The organism is Sphaerisporangium sp. NPDC049002, assembly GCF_040649355.1.
In the GTDB taxonomy this organism is placed as follows: Bacteria; Actinomycetota; Actinomycetes; order Streptosporangiales; family Streptosporangiaceae; genus Sphaerisporangium.
On the sequence record NZ_JBEZFH010000145.1, the window covers coordinates 1 to 19,457 of the forward strand.

General features: G+C 70.0%; 17 protein-coding genes, 1 other RNA gene and 2 pseudogenes. 8 read left to right on the forward strand and 12 right to left on the reverse strand.

The window, feature by feature from the left end:
• Positions 1-1,031 (reverse strand): NAD(P)/FAD-dependent oxidoreductase (locus AB0B89_RS25070; protein ID WP_358557435.1); only part of this gene is annotated, 1,031 nt, incomplete at its 3' end.
• 60 nt (positions 1,032-1,091) lie between these two features.
• Between AB0B89_RS25070 and AB0B89_RS25075 the strand changes: the two genes are divergently transcribed.
• The 4 genes from AB0B89_RS25075 to rnpB all read left to right on the forward strand — a co-directional run bounded on the left by AB0B89_RS25075 (position 1,092) and on the right by rnpB (position 4,430).
• Positions 1,092-1,985, forward strand: coding sequence for a Nif3-like dinuclear metal center hexameric protein (locus tag AB0B89_RS25075; RefSeq protein ID WP_358557438.1), 894 nt, complete (start codon positions 1,092-1,094; stop codon positions 1,983-1,985).
• On the forward strand, positions 1,933-2,673 hold the full coding sequence (locus AB0B89_RS25080; protein WP_358557441.1) for a C4-type zinc ribbon domain-containing protein: 741 nt from the start codon (positions 1,933-1,935) through the stop codon (positions 2,671-2,673). The genes AB0B89_RS25075 and AB0B89_RS25080 overlap by 53 nt, the downstream gene beginning before the upstream one ends.
• Complete coding sequence (locus AB0B89_RS25085; RefSeq protein ID WP_358557444.1) at positions 2,670-3,896, forward strand: bifunctional RNase H/acid phosphatase; 1,227 nt, start codon at positions 2,670-2,672, stop codon at positions 3,894-3,896. Before AB0B89_RS25080 ends, AB0B89_RS25085 begins: the two co-directional genes overlap by 4 nt.
• Before the next feature lie 138 nt (positions 3,897-4,034).
• Positions 4,035-4,430: RNase P RNA component class A (gene rnpB, locus AB0B89_RS25090), an RNA gene on the forward strand.
• 236 nt (positions 4,431-4,666) lie between these two features.
• Here rnpB and AB0B89_RS25095 read toward each other — a convergent pair.
• From AB0B89_RS25095 to AB0B89_RS25105, 3 genes are read right to left on the reverse strand one after another with little or no spacing between them, the layout of a single operon-like run.
• Positions 4,667-5,347 (reverse strand): VC0807 family protein, encoded by a 681-nt coding sequence (locus AB0B89_RS25095; protein ID WP_358557447.1) that lies wholly within the window; start codon positions 5,345-5,347, stop codon positions 4,667-4,669.
• Positions 5,344-5,823: a hypothetical protein gene (locus tag AB0B89_RS25100; RefSeq protein ID WP_358557450.1), complete on the reverse strand. Its 480-nt coding sequence runs from the start codon at positions 5,821-5,823 to the stop codon at positions 5,344-5,346. Before AB0B89_RS25100 ends, AB0B89_RS25095 begins: the two co-directional genes overlap by 4 nt.
• A 10-nt stretch (positions 5,824-5,833) precedes the next feature.
• Positions 5,834-6,673 carry a transposase gene (locus tag AB0B89_RS25105; RefSeq protein WP_358557453.1) on the reverse strand — a complete coding sequence of 280 codons (840 nt, stop codon included), beginning with the start codon at positions 6,671-6,673 and terminating at the stop codon, positions 5,834-5,836.
• Positions 6,674-7,008: 335 nt separating this feature from the next.
• On the opposite strand from AB0B89_RS25105, the gene AB0B89_RS25110 reads away from it, so the two are divergent.
• Together AB0B89_RS25110 and AB0B89_RS25115 are read left to right on the forward strand one after the other, a co-directional pair.
• Positions 7,009-8,028, forward strand: coding sequence for an NAD-dependent epimerase/dehydratase family protein (locus AB0B89_RS25110; protein WP_358557456.1), 1,020 nt, complete (start codon positions 7,009-7,011; stop codon positions 8,026-8,028).
• A 178-nt stretch (positions 8,029-8,206) separates the two neighbouring features.
• Positions 8,207-8,440 (forward strand): cell division protein SepF, encoded by a 234-nt coding sequence (locus AB0B89_RS25115; RefSeq protein WP_358557458.1) that lies wholly within the window; start codon positions 8,207-8,209, stop codon positions 8,438-8,440.
• A gap of 89 nt (positions 8,441-8,529) precedes the next feature.
• On the opposite strand, the gene AB0B89_RS25120 is transcribed toward AB0B89_RS25115, so the two are convergent.
• The 4 genes from AB0B89_RS25120 to AB0B89_RS25135 all read right to left on the reverse strand — a co-directional run bounded on the left by AB0B89_RS25120 (position 8,530) and on the right by AB0B89_RS25135 (position 12,433).
• Positions 8,530-9,186 (reverse strand): hypothetical protein, encoded by a 657-nt coding sequence (locus AB0B89_RS25120; RefSeq protein WP_358557459.1) that lies wholly within the window; start codon positions 9,184-9,186, stop codon positions 8,530-8,532.
• Positions 9,187-9,361: 175 nt separating this feature from the next.
• Complete coding sequence (locus AB0B89_RS25125) at positions 9,362-9,871, reverse strand: hypothetical protein (protein ID WP_358557462.1); 510 nt, start codon at positions 9,869-9,871, stop codon at positions 9,362-9,364.
• A gap of 859 nt (positions 9,872-10,730) precedes the next feature.
• On the reverse strand, positions 10,731-11,117 hold the full coding sequence (locus tag AB0B89_RS25130) for a VOC family protein (protein WP_358557465.1): 387 nt from the start codon (positions 11,115-11,117) through the stop codon (positions 10,731-10,733).
• A 53-nt stretch (positions 11,118-11,170) separates the two neighbouring features.
• A complete protein-coding gene (locus tag AB0B89_RS25135) occupies positions 11,171-12,433 on the reverse strand; it encodes an APC family permease (RefSeq protein WP_358557468.1) in 1,263 nt (420 codons plus the stop codon).
• 284 nt (positions 12,434-12,717) lie between these two features.
• On the opposite strand from AB0B89_RS25135, the gene AB0B89_RS25140 reads away from it, so the two are divergent.
• Positions 12,718-13,962, forward strand: coding sequence for a Dyp-type peroxidase (locus AB0B89_RS25140; protein ID WP_358557471.1), 1,245 nt, complete (start codon positions 12,718-12,720; stop codon positions 13,960-13,962).
• Positions 13,963-14,179: 217 nt separating this feature from the next.
• On the opposite strand, the gene AB0B89_RS25145 is transcribed toward AB0B89_RS25140, so the two are convergent.
• Both AB0B89_RS25145 and AB0B89_RS25150 read right to left on the reverse strand, forming a co-directional pair.
• A complete protein-coding gene (locus tag AB0B89_RS25145) occupies positions 14,180-14,920 on the reverse strand; it encodes a hypothetical protein (protein WP_358557474.1) in 741 nt (246 codons plus the stop codon).
• 125 nt (positions 14,921-15,045) lie between these two features.
• Positions 15,046-15,624: a TetR/AcrR family transcriptional regulator C-terminal ligand-binding domain-containing protein gene (locus AB0B89_RS25150; RefSeq protein WP_358557476.1), complete on the reverse strand. Its 579-nt coding sequence runs from the start codon at positions 15,622-15,624 to the stop codon at positions 15,046-15,048.
• 43 nt (positions 15,625-15,667) lie between these two features.
• Here AB0B89_RS25150 and AB0B89_RS25155 point away from each other — a divergent pair.
• Positions 15,668-16,099 (forward strand): annotated as a pseudogene (locus AB0B89_RS25155) (transposase); the annotation flags it as partial.
• 49 nt (positions 16,100-16,148) lie between these two features.
• Here the strand turns inward: AB0B89_RS25155 and AB0B89_RS25160 are convergent.
• Positions 16,149-18,425, reverse strand: coding sequence for a bifunctional SulP family inorganic anion transporter/carbonic anhydrase (locus AB0B89_RS25160; protein ID WP_358557479.1), 2,277 nt, complete (start codon positions 18,423-18,425; stop codon positions 16,149-16,151).
• A gap of 81 nt (positions 18,426-18,506) precedes the next feature.
• A pseudogene (locus AB0B89_RS25165) lies at positions 18,507-19,457 on the reverse strand (hypothetical protein); the annotation flags it as partial.

A 19,457-nucleotide genomic window follows, 5' to 3' on the forward strand; every position in this document is an offset into this window, starting at 1 on the left:
GGGGCCAGGAAGTCCGTCGACCGGAAGCCGGTCGCGAAGACGATCGTGTCGGCCTCGCGGACGGTGCCTCCGGCGGTCTCGATGCCGTCGGGCACGATGCGGGTGATCGGCTCGGTGACCAGGTCGACGTTGGGCTGGGTGAGCGCCGGGTAGAAGTCGCTGTCGATCACGATGCGCTTGCAGCCGATCGGATAGGCCGGGGTGAGCTTGGCGCGCAGCGCCGGGTCCTCGATCTGCCGCCTCAGGTGGTCCCTGGCGCGCTTGCCGATCAGCCGCCTGCTCCATCCTCCGACGAGCACGGGGAACACCAGGCCCTCGATGAACCGGAAGATCCGCTCGCGGTCGGCGGCGAGCAGGAGCGGCACCCGCTGGAACGCCAGCCTCTCGCGCGGCCCGTACGTCCCGTCCGCCTTGGGGATCACCCAGTTGGGCGTGCGCTGGTAGACGTCCAGGTGGCCGGCGACGCGGGCGACGCGGGGGATGATCTGCGCGGCCGAGGAGCCGTTGCCGATCACGGCGACGCGGCGGCCGGTGAGATCGTGGTCGTGGTCCCAGCGGGCGGAGTGGAAGCCCGTACCCTCATAGGAGGACATTCCCGGAATGTCGGGCAGGCTGGGCCGGTTCAGCTGGCCCACTCCGGAGACGACCACGTCAAACAGCTCCTCCTGCCCGTCGGCCGTCGTCACCCGCCACCGGTTCACCGACTCGTCGAACGCGGCGGCCGTCACCTCGGTGTTCAGCCGCAGACGCGGGCGCAGGCCGTACTTGTCGGCGCAGCGTTCGAGGTAGGCGAGGATCTCGTGCTGCCTCGGGAAGCGCCGCGTCCAGTCGTGACGCTGCTCGAACGAGTAGGAGTACAGGTGGGAGGGCACGTCGCAGGCGGCCCCCGGGTAGGTGTTGTCCCGCCAGGTGCCGCCGACGCGGCCGGCCTTCTCGAAGATCGTGTAAGTGGTGATCCCGGCCCTCTGGAGCTGGATCCCCATGCACAGTCCGCCGAAGCCCGCCCCAATGATCGCTACCGTTGGTGCCATTCGCCAGCCCTCCGGGTGTCAGGACGTACTTACGGTAGATCGTGGCGGTAGTCTGCGCACGTGTCCCCAACGGCGTTGTCCGCGATCATCGCGGAACTTGAATCGGCGTATGACCCCGCTTGGGCGGAGACCTGGGACGCCGTGGGCCTGGTTTGCGGAGATCCGGCGCAACTCGTAGGCAAGATCCTGTTTGCGGTCGATCCTGTGGCGAGCGTCGCCGACGAGGCGGTGGCCTGGGGAGCCGACCTGATCGTCACCCACCATCCCCTCTACCTGCGCGGCACGACCACCGTGGCCGCCGACACGGCCAAGGGCGCGCTGGTCCACCGGTTGATCAAGCACGACATCGCCCTCTACACCGCGCACACCAATGCCGACGTGGCCAGCCCCGGCGTCTCCGACGCTCTGGCCAGGGCCGTCGGGCTCTCCGGACCGCTGCGCCCCCTGCGGCCCTCACCGGACGACCCGGACCGTGGCCTCGGCCGCGTCGGCGAACTGGATGAGCCCCTCACGCTGCGGGAATTCGCCTCCCGGGCCGCCCGGGGGCTCCCGCGCACCGCGTGGGGCCTGCGGGTCGCCGGCGACCCGTCCCGCATGGTGCGCACGGTCGCCGTCAGCGGCGGTGCGGGAGATTCCCTCCTCGGCATGGCCCGCGCGGCCGACGTCTTCCTGACCGCCGACCTCAGGCACCACCCGGCCAGCGAGTTCATGCAGTCGGGGGCCTTCTCGGGCGGTCCGGCCCTGATCGACGCGGCCCACTGGGCCACCGAATGGCCCTGGCTGCCTCAGGCCGCGGAGCTTCTCGCGTCAGGGTTGGCCGCCAGGGGGATTAATGTTGAGACGCGCGTCTCCGAGACGGTCACGGACGCCTGGACGACAACAGCACAGTGCGAGGAATTAAGTGAAAGCAGCCCCGGAAGCACAGAAGCGTCTGCTCGAACTGGCCGAGCTTGACGCCATCCTCGACCGGCTGGCGCATCGCCGCCGCACGCTGCCCGAGCTCGCCGAGATCGACGAGCGTTCGGCCAAGCTGGCCCGCCTCGCGACCGAGGTGATCGCGGCGGAGACCGAGACCAGCGACCTCGCGAGGGAGCAGGCCAAGGCCGAGTCCGATGTCGACGCGGTGCGGGTGCGCGCCGAGCGCGACCAGAAGCGCCTCGACTCCGGTCAGGTCTCCTCACCCAAGGACCTGTCCAACCTCCAGTCCGAGATCGCCTCGCTCCACCGCCGCCAGGGCGACCTGGAGGACGTGGTGCTGGAGATCATGGAGCGCCGAGAGGCGGCGGACGCCACGGTCGCCCGGCTGTCGGCCGAGCGCGCCGAGATCGGCTCCGGCCTCTCCACGCTGGAGGAGAAGCGCGACGTCGCGCTCGCCGCCCTCGACAAGGAGAGCGGGGAGGCCAAGGGCAAGCGCGGAGGCATCACCGCCGACATCCCCGCCGACCTGCTCGCCCTGTACGAGAAGCTGCGCGGGCAGTACAGCGTCGGCGCGGCCATGCTGCAGGGCGGGCGGTGCCACGGCTGCAAGGTCTCCCTGTCGATCGCCGACCTCAACCGCATCCGTGCGGCCGCCGTGGACGAGGTGGTCCGCTGCGAGGAGTGCCGCAGGATCCTCGTCCGCACTCCCGAGTCGGGCCTGTGAACCTCGTCATCGAGGCCGACGGCGGCTCCCGGGGCAATCCAGGCCCCGCCGGATACGGCGCCGTCGTCAAGGACCCCGGCGGGCAGGTGCTGGCCGAGGCGGCCGACTCGCTCGGGGTCGCGACCAACAACGTCGCCGAGTACCAGGGCCTGATCGCCGGCCTGCGGTCGGTGCTCGCCCTCGCCGGCGAGGGCGCCACGGTCGAGGTCCGCATGGACTCCAAGCTGGTCATCGAGCAGATGGCCGGCCGGTGGAAGATCAAGAACGAGGGGCTGCGCCCGCTCGCGCTGGAGGCGGCCGACCTCGCGCGGCGCCTCCGCGTGAGCTGGAAGTGGATCCCGCGCGAGCGCAACCGCGACGCCGACCGCCTCGCCAACGAGGCCATGGACGCCGCCGCCCGCGGCGCGAAATGGCAGAGCACCGCCTCCGCGGAGCCCTCGGCCCCCATCCTCCCCGCCGCCTCCGCCGCCGCCTCCATCGCAGCCTCTGCCGCCCCCTTCGCCTCCTCCGCCCCCTTCGCCTCCTCCGACTCCGAGCCGGAGCACTCCGCCGAGGCGACGCTCGTCACCGCGCCGCGGCGCGGGAGCGGCTGGATGGGAGCGGCCAGGACCGCCACCACGTTGCTGCTGCTCCGGCATGGCGAGACGCCGTTCTCCGTCGAGCGCCGGTTCTCCGGCACCGGCGACCCCGAGCTGACCCCCAAGGGCGTCGCCCAGGCCGAGGCCGCCGCCGCCCGGCTGTCCCGCAAGACGTACGAGGTCGACGTGATCGTCACCTCCCCGCTCCGGCGCGCCCGGCAGACGGGTGAGGCCGTCGCCTCCCGAACCGGGCTCAAGACCACCGCCGACGAGGGGCTGCGCGAGGTCGACTTCGGCGAATGGGAAGGCCACACGTTCACCGAGATCCAGCGCCACTGGCCGGACGAGCTGGCCGCCTGGCTCGCCGACCCGTCCGTGGCCCCGCCCGGCGGCGAGAGCTTCGAGCAGGCGGCGATCCGGGTCGAGGAGGCCAGAGACAGGCTGCTGCTCGAACACGGCGGCAAGACCGTCCTGGTCGTCTCGCACGTGACGCCGATCAAGCTCTTCCTGCGCTTCGCGCTGCTGGCGCCCCCGGCCGCGCTCTACCGCATGCATCTCGACGTGGCGTCCCTGTCGTCGGTCGACTACTTCCCGGACGGCCCGGCGCTGGTCACCTCGCTCAACGACACCGCACACCTTCGCTGATCTGGCGCTGATCTCACGTGGTGTACGGCGGCGACCTCGGGGGCTCGGGCCACCGCCGTACGCCTTCCATCAGACGTGATGGGGCTTAGCGCTGGATCAAAGGCGAGTTGTGATCCGTTAAACTGGATGAACGGCGGACGAGTCGGCCGGGCGACCGCGTCGGGGCTTCTCGAAGCTCCGCCGAGGAAGGTCCGGGCTCCACAGGGCAAGGTGGTCGGTAACGCCGACCCGGGGTGACCCGCGGGACAGTGCCACAGAAAACAGACCGCCTCCCCGATCGGGGGAGGTAAGGGTGAAACGGTGGTGTAAGAGACCACCAGCGCCCACGGTGACGTGGGCGGCTCGGTAAACCCCACCTGGAGCAAGGTCAAGAAGGGGTCCTCCCCGGAGGGCTCCGCGCGCGGCGTTCGAGGGTGACCCGCCCGAGTCGCGCGGGTAGACCGCTTGAGGCCGCCGGCAACGGCGGTCCTAGATGGATGGTCGCCCCTTTGCGCAAGCAAAGGACAAAACCCGGCCTACAGGCCGACTCGTCCGCCCTGTTCTTCTCTGACCTGCGGTGAAGCCGTGATCGGGCAAGATCGACGCGGCCGGAGGGCACAATGGGGGCACATTCACGTGAGCTCGCCCGCCTCGGCGAAGGCGTGGTCCGTGGTCCAGGGCCGTACGAGCCCGCTCGGACGTCTCGGGGACCAGATGTCCGTAGAGATCCACGGTCGTGGTGATGGACTCGTGCCCGAGCCACCGGGACACCTCGGCGATGGGTTCGCGGCTCAGTCGTCGGACAGTGTCCTGGCGGGAACCGCGTCCCGGGAGCCGGCCTCCGAACTGGAGGCCCTCTTCGCCGCCTCTTCGCCGCGCTTGCCGTACCAGGCGCTCCATGCTCCGAGCAGGCCGATGGTCGCTACCAGGAGGATCGACGACAGCCCGGCCATGACATCGGTCGGCAGCCAGTAGACCAGGGGGAGGCGGACGGCCGACTCGACCAGAAGCGCGATTCCCCAGACGAGGGTCATCACCAGGTAGGTCCGGCGGAACATCGGCTCCGCCGCGTACAGGACGTCCCAGCGCCGCGCGGTGTCCGCGTCTTCGGCGCCGAAGCGCTTCGCCACGGCGAAGGCCGCGGGACGGCCTGCGACGCAGGAACCCAGGAAGATCAGGCCCGCGACCGCGGTGGTGACGGACTTGATGGCCAGGAGGAACTTCGCGTCTCCCGTCAGCAAGGAGAGGATCATTCCCACGCCGAAGACGACGCCCATGAAGGCGGCGAATCCATCGAAGCGACGCTGCCGGACGGCGACGTAGGCGACCCGCAGGAATCCGACGCTCGCCGCCGTCAGCATGGCGGCGTACTCGCTCACGCTCAGCGCGCGGCACACATAGTAGGTGCCGATCACCGGCACCACGTCCCACAGCACGACCGAAACGATCTGGTTGTTACCTGAACGGCTCATTTCTCACTCCTGAAGGTCTCGTCGAGCCAGTCACTGATGCGGGCCATGGCCAGTCGCTGGGCGCCTGAATGGCAATGGGCGTCGGCACCCTCCTCGGCGGTGAACTCGAGGAAGGTTCTCGGGCAGGTCAGGTGATCGTGGAGCGCCTCGGGCTGGCCTTGGAAGTCGAAGTCGCCGGGGGCCGAGCAGACCAGGGTGGGGCACCTGATCCGCTCGGCGATGCCGTCACGAAGGTGATAGCCGAGCATCTTGGCCGCGTACCCGCGCGATGACCGGGCGCCGGTGACCCATATGCCGGCGGCGCGGTCGGCCGTCGCCCGCCACTCCTTGTGCCAGCTGTCGTAGTCACTCTCGTCGATCCGCGGCGCGGTGGTGATCACTTCACCGATGTCCGCGCCGCCGTAGGCGATGTGGCCGAGCAAGCGCAGCGTCTCGTACCAGAACGTGACGTCCTTCTCAAAGATCAGCGCATCCACGCCCGTCCCCTTAATGCGAAGCTATTCGCTTCAAGTGGAAGTTATCGCGAACTATCGCCGTGGACAGCTGGTGATGGAACTCGCGGCGCGCATCCGCGACCCCCGCGTGCGCCCGGGCGACCTTCGACCGGGCCTTGGCCCGGTTACTCGACCCCTTCTCCTTACGCGACAGCGCCTTTTGCAGCTTCTTCAGTTTCTTCCCGGCCCGCCGCAGGAACCGGGGAGAGCTGATCTTCCGGCCGTCTGAGAGAACGGCGAAGTGCCCCAGCCCCAGGTCGATCCCGACCTCGGCGTCGACTACCGGGAGCGGCTGTGCGGTGACCTCGACCACGAACGACGCGTGATACCGGCCCGCCGCGTCCTTGATCACGGTCACGCTGGACGGGGCGGCGGGCAGGTCCCGCGACCAGCGCACCGGCACATCCCCGATCTTCGGCAGCCGCAACCGCCCCGCCTCGGTGACGCAGAAGCGGGCGTTGCGGGTGAACCGGATCGCCTGCCGATGGTCTTTGCGGGACCGGAACCGGGGAGCGCCCACCCTGGGCCCCTTCCGCTTGCCGCTGATCGAGGCGAAGAAGTTGCGAAACGCCGTCGTGCAGTCGGCCAGCGCCTGCTGCAGCACCACCACCGACACCTCACCCAACCACGCCCGGTCAGCACGCGTCTTGCCCGCCGTGATCACCCGCACCGAAAGCTCGGCATCGGTCACGAACGGCGACCCCTGCTCGTAAGCCTGGGTGCGGATCGCCAACGCGTCGTTGAACACCACCCGCGCGCACCCGAACGCCCGCGCCAGCGCGACACGCTGACCCGGCGTCGGATCGATGCGAAAGGAGTAACGAAGCCGCATAGGGGAAAGTGTGCCAGCCCATCCACGATTATTCGCATGAGTGTGCGAGAACAGCCGAGAAACCTGGACACCAGATCAGCGCCATCCGCATACCCCGGCGAGCACCCCGGCAACAAGCGAAACCACACCCCCGATCCGTGGTCCTTATCCCTCACGCCTAGCGGGATCGAGCAGCAACGCCCTGAAAGCCAGGGCACGCTCGCGCCCTAGCGGGCACTCCCGTGTCGGCCTTCACCCCCGGCGTGAACGCCGGAGCACTGGCCGACAATCCGGTAGCGGGTTCGCTGACCGTGAAAGCGCCCTTGGGGGGGTGGCCGCGGGTCCAGAGTGGTCGCATGAGAGTTCTGGTGATCGGCGGGTCGGTGTTCCTCGGCAGGGCCATCGTGGAAGAGGCCCTGCGGCAGGGGCACGACGTCACGACCTTCAACAGGGGCAGGTCCGGAGAGGATCTGCCCGGGGTGACGGCCGTCCGCGGCGACCGGGAGGTCACCGCGGACCTCGAAGCGCTCGCCGAGGGCGGCGAGTGGGACGCCGTCATCGACGTGTGCGGCTTCACCCCCCGGGTCGTCGCCGACTCCGCTCGCGTCCTGTCGGGGCACGCCGCGACCTACGCGTTCATCTCGTCCATCTCCGCCGTCTCCGGCTGGCCGGCCAAGCGCGTCGACGAGTCCGCTCCCCGGTGGGAGTGCTCGCCCGACGCCGGCCCTGATGACGGCGACTACGGGGTCCTGAAGGCCGGCTGCGAGCGCGCCGTGGAGCACTACTTCGACGGGAACGCCCTGATCATTCAGCCGGGGCTCATCCTCGGCCCCTGGGAGAACATCGGCCGCCTGCCCGCGTGGCTGCGGCGCGTCTCCCGCGGCGGCCGGGTCGTGGCCCCAGGTGACCCCGGCCTCCCCATGCAGCTCATCGACGCCCGTGACATCGCGATCTTCACCCTCGATCAGGCGGCCAAGGGGGTCAACGACCGTTTCATGACGACCGGGCCCGCCGGCAACACCACGTTCGGCCGGTGGCTGGCCGACTGCGCCGAGGTCACAGGCGTGAGCCCCGAGCTGGTCTGGATCGACGACCGGTTCCTGCTCGACCACGAGGTCGAGCCGTGGACCGAGCTTCCGCTCTGGATGCCAAAGGCCCCCGGTGAGGTGGGCGCCTGGGATGTCTCGACCGCGAAGGCCGAGGCGGCGGGGCTGCGGTGCCGCCCGGTCCACGAGACCGTTCGTGACACGTGGCACTGGCTGAAGGACCGCGACCAGGCCGAGTTGGAGCGCCGCTACCGCAGCTGGCCGCGGCACGGCCTGGCCCCCGACAAGGAGGCCCGCATCCTCAGCGAGTGGGACGCCCGTGGTCGCTGACTAGTGCGGAGGAACCCCCGGACGCGTAGTCATCTGGCCCTCTTCGAGGGGTTTTGGACCGTACGTGCGCTACGGGCGATCTACGGGTGTTAGCGTCTGCTCCGTGGCAGACCCCCAAGGGACCGCGGGTCCCGACGAGCGCGAGTCCAGGAGGACCACTGCGGGCCCTCCACCTGACATGACCATGTTGAAGACGCTGCGCCCGCAGGACTACAACGAGGTCGCCTACGTGGGGCACTTCTTCCGCAAGGGGCAGCCCGTGGTCCTGGACCTCACCGGCATGTCGGACGCGGACGCCAAGCCGCTCCTCGACTTCGCGGTGGGCCTGGTCTTCGGGCGCCGCGGCGACATGGAACGCATCGCGCCCAAGGTCTTCCTGCTGGTCCCCTCCGGCGTGGTCGTCAACGCCTGAGACGGGCTCCGCTCCGGGTACGGCGGTGCCGTACCCGGAGGCGTCCCGGATACGGCACCCGCGCGGTCACGCCGGAGGCCCGGCCAGGTTCACAGTGGCGGGGTGACGTCGACGAAGGCCGTGCAGTTGGCCGGCCACAGGACGTTCGGGGTGAGGCCGCACGACGTCTCGGCCACCTGGCCGGTCTTCGCCCGCACTGTGACGAGCAACTTGTTGGTGGCCGGGGCCACCACCAGAGTGATGCCCGTGACGGCGGTGCCCGGGACCTTGCTGGGCAGTTTCGCCGCGCTCAACGCCGCCGTCAGCACCGGGGCGGCCGTCAGCGTCACACCCGTGACGTTGCCGGGGTAGCCCGCCAGCGAGGACAGGTCGTGCCAGACGGGGTTCGGCGCGACCGACGTGGGGTCCCGGACCAGGGTCGCCCCGTTGAACCGGGTCTCGGCGACGTACTTCACGGGCCCGGTCGTCACGCCCGTCGGCGTGGCCAGCGCCGAGTCCACACCGTCGACCCGGCCCCGGGGCCCGGGAGGACCCTCGGGGCAGCCGTTGTCCTTGTCACGAGTCCGGTCGTCGTGGTCGCACCTCGCGGCGGTCCTCCACCAGAGGCCGGTCGCGGCATGGACGGCGCCGGCCACCGCCCGGTGCCCGGAGACGCTCTTCCCTTCCACGCTGACGCCGGCCGTTGCCGGGCTCGACAGCGCGACGAACCCGCCGGCGGCCGCGGTCGCGACCACCAGGGTCCACACGGTCCTACCTGTGGACGGACCATTTTCCCGAGGAGTCACTCGGTTCCCCCATATCACTTGAATTCCCCTTAGGCCCTGAGACGGTCGGGCGGAAGGTGTCGTGGTGACTGACGGCGCCGTACCCGGGACACCCCGGGCACGGCACGCGCTGTCACTCCGAAAGCCCTGGTCAGGCCTAGAGCGGTGGCGTGATGTCGACGAAGCCGCCGCAGACGCCGGGCCAGGTCGCGTTCACGGTGACGAGGCAGGTCGTCTGGGCGACCCGACCGGCCTGGGTCCGCACCGTGATCTGCAGGGTGTTGGTGGCCGGCACCGCCGTCAGGCTGACATCCGACGCGTTGCCGGGGTAGCCCGCCAGCGTCGAGAGGTCGTGCCAGAACGGGTTCGGCGCGATCGACGTGGGGTCCCGGACGAAGGCCGGGCCGTTGCCCTGGGCGAGGGCGACGTACTTGACGGGGGCGAGCGCACCGGTCGGGGTGGCCAGCGCCGAGTCGATGCCATCGCCGCGGCCCCTGGGTCCGGGAGGACCAGGAGGGCCGGGATGGCACTTCTTCGAGCACTTGCCCTTGCCGTCCTCGTCGTCGTCATCACCGATCGGCTTCGCCTGGCCGGCGCCGACGTGGCCGGTGTCGTACGACACCTGCTGCCCGGGGGCGTTCCCCGCTTCCGTTCCGGCCTGGGCCATCGCCGGGCACGACAGTGCGACGAAGCCGCCGGTGATCGCCGTCGCGACCGCCAGAGTCCACGCGGGCCTATCTATGAAAGAGCCTTTTTCCCGAGGAATCACTCGGTTCCCCCATATCGCTTGAATTCCGATGAATCGGACCTTCTTCATGCCGCCATGGCGGCACTGCGACCAGGGGAATACCCATTCAGCGAACCCGCGAAGCAGCACTGAAGTAGCGATAGAGAAAACAGGCGTCACAATAAATAAAAGAATCCACAGACCTTGGAACCCGGCACCATTCCGGCAGACCATTTGGGCGGAAGAATCCGTCATCAAATGCCTTCGGCGACTTTCCTGTTACAAGTAGCGATCAACCGCTCCGATAACTCATCGGGCTCGACGGGTCACTATAAATTCGGATAAATCTATCGACCAACCGAGAACCCGGCATGCAGCCGCCCTGCCGACAGATATCCCGATATGCCAGATCGCCACGCACCCCGAAGCCCTCACGGGGCAGCCTGGCGCCCTGCCTTCGTGGAACTCCATGCCCATACGTCACTCGCACGCAACGCCGGATCTCATCACGGCCTCACATCCATTTCGACGACACGACAAAGGTGCCCACGATCCGAAGAACACCGATCATGCCGATTCACCCGTATGAGTGCTTCCGAGTGGACGAACCGGATGCGACGTTCGATGAACCCACCTTGCGAAATCCCTGCCGGCTGAACGGAACACCTCACACACCGTTCTCCACGCGGAGGACACCATGGAAAGAATGGCGGGAAATCCAGCCGCGCCGCGGGTGCCGCGGATAATGCCGCCACCAGTCCATATCAATGTGGTAAACGACACCACGCGCCCCGGGGCACTACGGGCCGTGGAGGCAGAACTCGTTGCCCTCGGGGTCGGTCAGGACGACCCAGTGTTCCTCGGTGGTCACCACTCGCGCGCCCAGTGCGACCAGTCGCCTCAGCTCCGCGTCGAGATCGTCGCACGCCAGGTCGAGATGGATCCGGTTCTTGACCGTCTTGGGTTCTGGGACCAACTGGAAGAAGAACCGCGGCCTGACGCCCGGCTGAGCCTCGACCAGCACCGTCGGGTCGTCTTCCGGGTCATCGATCCCTTCGCCCCGTAGCCGTTCCAGCTCGGCCTCGTCGTACGGAGCCACCTCGTATCCGTCCAGGACGGCCGCCCAGAACCGCGCGGCCGATGCGGGGTGCCGGCAGTCGACCACGACATCCTTGATCCACGCCATACCGCCATGATCCTTCGAAGAACCCAGATTCGCGACCCCTTCTGCTTGGGGGTTCAGCGCCGGCTCAGCAGTCGGCGTGCGCCGTACAGGATGACGCCGGCCACCAGGACCGCGCTGCCCGCCAGCACCGAGACGGACGGGAGGCTGAACGCCAGCGCGGCGCAGCCGAGCAGTCCTAGCAGGGGGACGCCCCGGGGCGGGCGTCCTTCGCCGGGCGGCAAGGTCCAGGCGCAGGCATTGGCGATGGCGTAGTACACCAGGACGCCGAAGGAGGAGAACCCGATCGCGCCGCGCAGGTCGCTGGTCAGCACCAGGACGGTGACGACGGAGCCGACGGCGAGCTCCGCCCGGTGCGGCACCTTGAAGCGCGGGTGCACCGCGGCCAAGGCGGGCGGCAGGTAGCGGTCCCTGGCCATGGCCAACGTCGTGCGGGACACTCCGAGGATCAACGCGAGCAGCGACCCGAGGGCGGCGATCGCGGCGCCGGCGCGGACGGCGGGGGCCAGGGCGGGCAGCCCCGCCGCGGTGACCGCCTCGGCCAGCGGGGCGGTCGTGTGGGCCAGCCGCTGAGGGCCCAGGACTGCCAGGACGGTGACCGCCACGGCCGCGTAGACCAGCAGGGTGACGCCGAGCGCGATGGGGATGGCGCGGCGGATGGTGCGGGCGGGATCGCGCACTTCCTCGCCGAGGGTCGCGATGCGGGCGTAGCCGGCGAAGGCGAAGAACAGCAGGCCCGCCGCTTGCAGCACGCCTGGCACGCCGGCTTCGGAGGGGATGGTGAGGCGGGCCGGCTGGGCGTGGCCGCTGGTCAGGAGGGCCACCACCACGGTGGCCAGCACGACCAGGACCGCCGCGACGATCGCGCGGGTCAGCCACGCGGCCTTGTGCACTCCGGTGTAGTTCAGCGCCGTCAAGGCCACCACCGCGGCCACGGCGATCTCTCGATGGTGCCCCGGCCACACGTACGCGCCCACGGTGAGCGCCATCGCCGCGCACGAGGCGATCTTCCCGACCACGAAGCTCCACCCGGCCAGATACCCCCACAGCGGCCCGAGGCGCTCACGCCCGTACACGTAGGTGCCGCCGGAGGCGGGGTAGCGCGCCGCCAGCCGCGCCGAGGAGGTGGCGTTGCAGTACGCCACCACCGCCGCGACCGCCAGTCCGATCAGCATTCCGGAGCCGGCGGCGGCCGCGGCCGGGGCCGGCGCGGAGAACACCCCGGCACCGATCATCGATCCCAGGCCGATGACCACGGCGTCGGTCAAGCCGAGGTGACGTTCGAGCACCGGCCGCCCAGGCCCGGCCCCTGTCGCCACGGCGAGCCCTCCCTCCACACGAACGGACCTCGATACCGGCTCACGATACGGGTAGGCCCTGCTGTCGCTGATGGTGTGGCTGAAGTCCTGTCAACGACTGGGCGGCTCCCGAGACCGGAGGAGATCCTCGCTGACCGGATCGTCGTGCCTCAGGCCTGGCGGACGCGCGTCGCGGTGAGGTGAATCGTCACTGCCGGCGGATCGTATCCAGCGGTGGCCAATGACCTGCAAAAACACCAGATACCTCCTTGTATGTGCATCATCCGGTTACCTACCGTGAGGGTATGTGCGCTCCGTTCTCTCGCCGCTCGTTCCTTGAGGGGGCGCTGGCCGCTGGACTGGTCGGCCAGTCGCTCGGGAAGACGGCCGAAGAGAGCTCCCCGATCGCCGGTGATGTCGTGCCCTTTCACGGCGAACACCAGTCCGGCATCACCGAGCCGCCGCTCGTGCCGCAACAGCAGGGGATCTTCGCCGCCTACGACGTGACCGCCGAGAACCGCGGTGAGCTCACCCGTCTGTTCCGTACCCTCACCGAGCGGGCCCGTTTCCTCACCAGTGGCGGCCCCGCGCACCCCGACCCTCATTCATCGGGCTCCGGGCTCCTGGGCAGCACCCTGGTGCCGGACGGGCTGACCATGACCGTCGGTGTCGGAGCCTCTCTGTTCGACGGCCGCTTCGGGTTGGCCGGCCGCAAACCCATCGAGTTGGTCCCCATGACCGCGTTCGCCCACGATGACCTGGATCCCGCCGAATGCCACGGAGACCTCCTGTTGCAGTTGTGCGCCAACCACGCCGACGCGTTGGTGAACGCGTTGATCGACATTCACACTCGCACCAGTGGGCTGATGCGGCAGCGCTGGCGCGTCGACGGGTTCCGCAGCCCGCAACGCCCGAGCGGAACTCCCCGTGACCTGCTCGGATTCCACGACGACGTCGCCAACCACTTCCTGACCGACGTCAAGGGCCGGATCGACACGTTCGTCTGGGCGCATCAGCCCTCCCCCGAACCGGCCTGGACCACCGGCGGCACCTACCAGGTGATCCGCATCGTGCGGTTCCATCTGGACGAATGGAATCGGGTACCGGTCGCCCGGCAGGAAAAGATCATCGGTCGGCACAAGGTCACCGGCATTCCGCTGAACGGCGGCGCCGACCTCGACTCCCCTGTGGTCTACGACCCCAAGGGCGAGGTCATGCCGTTCAACTGCCACGTCCGCCTCGCCAACCCGCAGACGGTCGACTCCCGTTTCAGCGCGCCCAACCCGTACGTGCCGGAGAAGGTGCCTCCTGTCCACATCTGGCGCCGCAGCTACCAGTACATGCGCGCCCCAGACGTCAACGGGAGCATGGACGCGGGGCACGCCTTCTGCTGCTTCCAGCGCAAGCTCAGCACCTATATCGACATGCAGCAGCGGCTGGAAAGGGAAATGCTCGTCCCGTACGTCACCCCGACCGGCGGCGGCTACTTCTTCGCCCTGCCGGGTGTGACCAATGCCCAGGACTACTACGCCCGCGCCCTGCTGACCTGAACGCGCCACGCGCCTCGGCGCGAGGAGGAGGCCGCGCGCTTCAGCGCGAGGAAGAGGCCGCGCGCCTCAGCGCGAGGAAGAGGCCGCGCGGCGGGAGTTCGAGCGGGAGAAGGCCAGGCTTCATGCCGACCATTTCGACCTGCTGATCGTCCTGGTTTGCGCGTCTGGCGGACGACGACTTGATGGGGTGACCGGGAGCCCCCGTCATCAGCCCTTGCTATTCGTCAGGCAACAGGTAGCGCCAGGAGAGCACGAAGAGTGCTCCCGAACTGGTCTTGAAGAGTGACCGGCCGTGCTCCTGCCCGGCAGGCACCGCCTTGACGATCGCACTCACCGCCGCCCCCTCGATGTCCTGCTGCCAAACCGGGTCCACCGTGCCCGAAGGCTCCGGGACCCCTGCGGGCCACGGCGCCGGCTTGCCCTCCGCCGAGGCCGCCCCTTCGGCGACCATGCGGACGCGGGTGGCGACGTAGTCGGTACCCGCGGCGGCGGCCCGGGTCGCCAAGCCGTCCATCAGCTTCTTCGCCTCCGAGAGCTCCTTCGGGTAGAAGTCCGCGACCTGGTCCAGAGCCGGGGCCCGGACCTCCAGCATTCTTCCGTCCTTCCCCCGTACCCCGAGGACGGTGGTCGGCACGTCCGCCACCATCGGCGCGCCCGGCTTTGGCTCCGCGGTCGGCGGTTGCCCGGTCAGGTACGTCTCCATCGACGCGACCGTCTCGCCCGTCTCGGCATCGGTGAGCTTCAGCTGCTTGCTCGCGTCAACGATCACCAGGCCGTCGCTGTACAGCACCACCCTCGGCGGACGCAGCACGTTCATGGCCGCGGTCACGAACCCGCCTTCGGCACCCCACAATGCGACCGGCTTCGCCGGCCCGTCGTCTGCCAAGCTCGCCGACATATCCGATTCCGCTCCTCCGCAGGCCGCAGTCAGGGACAACAGTGCCACGAGCAGGGTCATTCGCAATCTCATGCCCCACAAACGTACGTTTCCGTCAGATGGTTCAGCCGGTGTCGTTCGCGGTCAGGCGGATCCACCGGCAAGGGCAATCGCCGACTCGGCGAGATCGCGGCCGCCTACGGCGTTCATTTCTTCTCGCTGAGGGCGAGCAGCCTGTCCACCAGTGTCCGGGCGTGGTGCGCGTTGGTCGGCCGTTCGAAGAACATCGCGTGGAAGTACAGCGGTGCGAGGATGACCTCCAGCAGCTCAAGCAACGTGGGGGGGTTCTCCCCGCGATCCCTGGCGCGGTCGAGCATCTTCTGGAGCTGCGTGCCTCGCTCCAGAAGGTAGACATGCTTGGAAGGCTCTCCCTCCGGGCGCGCGCCCACCAGGGCGGCACGGAGGAAGACGCGACCGAGGGGGCCGGCCACGTCCTCGGCCACCTGGACCGCGTAGGCCTCCAGGTCCCCACGGAGCGTCCCGGTGTCGGGAACCGGGGACGAGCGCGTGAGCTGCTCGGTCACCACGTCATCGACCAACGCGCCCAACGTGCCCCAGCGCCGGTAGATCGTGGCCTGGTGGACTCCGGATCGCTCCGCCACCTGCGCGATGCTCAGATCGTCCCAGTCCGCCTCGTGGAGCAGGTCGAAAACGGCCTCGCATACGGCCGTGCGGACGCGGGCGTTACGCCCCCCGGGCCGGCGTACGGGTTCCTGTGCTGCCATGGCCGACATCTTAACGCGAATAGTCTTGCTTTAAGCGCGTCGCCGCGCTAACCAAGCGATCTATGTGGAGGACTTGGCGGTGCGGGGGCTGGCGCGGACCAGGCTGGCCATGAGCGTGCATGATGCCGGGTGGTCGGCGTTCGTGGCCATGCTGGAGTACAAGGCGAAGCTGTACGGTCGGGTGTTCGTGCGGATCGACCGCTGGTTCCCCTCCTCGAAACTGTGTTCGGCGTGCGGGGTGATCGCCACCTCGATGCCGCTCGGGGTGCGGGAATGGTCCTGTGCCTGTGGTGCGGTGCATGACCGGGACGTCAACGCCGCTGTGAACATCCTCGCCGCCGGACGGGCGGAGAGGCTAAACGCCTCCCACATCCGTGGGCGGGACGGCGCAAGCCGTCCCGGTGGAGGCCGGGTAAGACCACCGTTCACGGTGGCACCAGCCGACGAAGCAGGAAGCCACCGAGGTGCCGCATGAACCCATGCGGCACGGGCGAGAATCTCCGGCATTCATGCCGGGGAGCGCGTCAAGAGCGGACTCCGGCCACCGGGGTGAAGCCTTCACTGTCGAGCACGTGTACGCGCGCCGCCCCGATGTCGAAGTAGAGGCCGACCAGCTGCAGCTGCCCCGACGCCTCCAACCGGGCCACCGAGGGGTACGTGCGGAGGTTGTCGAGCTGCTGAGCCACATTGACCCTGCACAGCCTGTCGAGCGGCCCCTCGTCCTCGCCGGTGCTGTCGGACAGGACGTAACGCGCGAGCGTGTGGTCGCCATGGCGCAGCCAGCGTCCCAGCCCCGGCAGGCCACCGGTCTGCTCCCCGGCGCTGAGCACGGCCGCCATCGCCCCGCATCGCGAGTGCCCGCAGACCGTGATGGTCCGGACATCCAGCGCGGTGGTGGCGTACTCGAGGGCCGCGACGAGGGAGTCGTCCGAGGGAGAGGCGCCGTACCTCGGCACGAGGTTGCCGACGTTGCGCACCGTGAACAGGTCGCCGGGGCCGCTCGCGGTGATCAGGTTGGGCACCACGCGGGAGTCCGCACAGGTGATGAACAGGTGCGAGGGCTCCTGACTGCGTGCCATGCGGTTGAGGAACGGCCGCACCAGAGGCGCCGTGCTCCGCTGGAAGTCCAGGGCGCCGGCGAGCAGGTCGGGCACGGCGTCCGAGCGCCTGGCGGGCTCGTCCCGCCCTGCCCGCGAGGGCACCCACACGCCGCCGTGGCGTACCGGGATGCTGGACAGCGGCCCGCCGCGCCGGTAGGCCCGGGGGAGCCACCAGCGCTCGGGGGCACGGGGCGGCGTCTTGGCCGTGGAGGCGCGGGTGCCGCCCGCCGCCGAGGTGTACCACTCGTCGTGGATCTCGTCGATGGTGATGGTGCCGCCCGTGCGCTCGTGCTCCAGGCGCCAGCCGTGCAACGCCTCGAAGGCGGCGTTGTCCATGAAGTCCACGTTGAGGTCGAGGTCGACCGCGGCGCCCGCCGGGATCGCCCGGAGGTTGTCGGTGAGGCGTGGCACGCCCACGAAGGTGAGCGAGCCGGTCACCACGACGTGCCAGCGGTCGTCCGGCTCCAGGCGCACCTGGACCGACACCCTGGTCAGGCGGCGCAGCGCCGACAGCGCGGCGAGGCCGAGGCCGATCAGCACCCCCTCGGCGAGGCCGATGACGACGACGGCGCCCATGGTCAGGATGTAGACCGGCAGCTCGCCCTGCCCGTGCAGGCCGCGCACCGTGCCGAGGTTCACCATGCGGATGCCGATGAAGACGAGGAGGGCCGCGAGGGCCTCCATCGGGATCAGCGTGACCATCCAGCCGAAGCAGACGGCGAACAGCAGCACCCACACGCCGTGCAGGATGGTCGACCACCGGCTGCGCGCCCCGGCCTTGACGTTGGTCGTCGTACGGACGACCACCCCGGCGACCGGCAGGCCGCCGAGGGCCCCGGACACCAGGTTGGCCATGCCCTGCCCCGTCAGCTCGCGGTCGAGGTCGGCGCGCGGGCCGTCGTGCAGCCGGTCGGCCGCCACCGAGCACAGCAGGGACTCGACGCCGGCAAGCAGCGCGACCAGCAGCACGGCCCCGGCGATGCCGTGCCAGTCGCCGACCGGCATGGCCGGCGCCGCCCACTCGCTGAAGCCCTTGGACAGGTCGGCCCGCGCGATGTCCCAGCCGAACACCCCGGCCGTCGCCGCGGCGATGGTCAGCGCCGCGAGCGGAGCCGGCAACACGTTGACCCGGGGCAGGCGGGGCCACAGCAGCAGCACCGTGATGGTGAGCACGCCGACCGCCACGGCGTGGTTGTGGTTGTGCACGATCTGGTTCGGCAGCTCGATGAGGTTCTCCACGGCCGACCTCTGCGGCTGCCCGCCGAGCACCACGTGGAGCTGCGACAGGGCGATGACCACGCCGACGCCCGCGAGCATGCCGTGGACCACCGCCGGAGAGACGGCGAGCGCCGTCCTGGCCACCTTGAACGCGCCCAGCACGAGCTGCAGCACCCCGGCGGCCAGAGTGATCATGCAGGTGGCCCGCCAGCCGTACGTCCGCACGAGCTCGCCCACGACGAGCGCGAGCCCGGCCGCGGGCCCGCTGACCTGGACGGCCGACCCGCCGAGCGGCCCGGCCACCAGGCCGCCGACCACGGCGGCTATCAGGCCGGCGATGAGCGGCGCCCCGCTGGTCACCGCTATGCCGAGGGAGAGGGGTACGGCGACCAGGAAGACCACCAGCGAGGCCGGAAGGTCGTGCCTGAGCACCGAGGTAATACGCTCGGTCCTGGAACGGCTACTTTGCGTGTCCCCAGTCATGAGCCGACCATACGACGCGACGGCCGGTCGGTTAAGCCTTTGGCCGCCGCGTTTTATATATGACGGGACAACACTGATCGATCAGCGGTAGTAGTCGGGATAGTCCGTCTCGGCCGGTCGGCGGTGGCCGCCGCGTCCGGGCGACGCCTGCGACGACTGGGTGGTCTGCGATGACTGGGTGTTCTGCGTCGGCTGGTCGGCCGCGAGGCCGCCGTTCGCGCCGCTTCCGTAGAGCTCGCCGTACGAGGGCCAGCTTCCCCCGGTGTTCTGCGTCGGCTGAGGCCAGGCGGGCGTCGCCGCGCCCGGCGCCGCGTAGCCGCCGTACCCCTGACCAGGCCCGGCCGGGGAGTCGCCGCCCGTGGGCGGCAGGTCGCGCCCGGTGGGCGTCTCGTACGCCGGGACCGCGCGGGACGGCCCCGCCTGCAGGCCGGTCGCGGGGGTCGGCCCGTTCACCGAGTCGGAGTCGTCGATCGTGGCCCAGCCCGGGCGCACCTCGTAGGAAGGCGCCGGTGAGGCGGGAGGAGCGGACGGGGCGGCGGCGTAGCCCTCGCGGGAGGAGTACCCGTCGTAGGTGGGCAGCTGGTAGTCGGCCGCCGTCCACGTCTCCTGAGACGAGCCGGAGGCCGGGGTCGGCTCGTCGAGGATGTCGTAGGAGCCGGTCGCGGGGTAGGCGGGCTGCGCCGGCCAGGAGCCCCCGGCCGGGAAGTCGCCGGTCGCCCCGGGACCCGCGGGGGCGGGGCCGAGGGGGTCGTACGACGCCGCGGCCGGGAAGGACCCGGAGCCGCGGGAGACGCCCGCCGCGCGGGGGGTCTCGTACGAGCCGGTCGAGGAGAGGCCGGCTTCGAAGGGGCCCGTCGCGCTGTGAGGAGCGTCGAGGGGACCGGCCGGACGGGAGCCGCCGGAGCGAGGGCCCTTGGACGCCGAGCCACCGGACGCGGGGCCGCCGGAGAGCGCGCCGCTGGAAAGGGCGCCGCTGGACAGCGGATCGCCCGCGAGCGAGCCGGTCGGATGCGGGGCGGCGGCGAGCGGGCC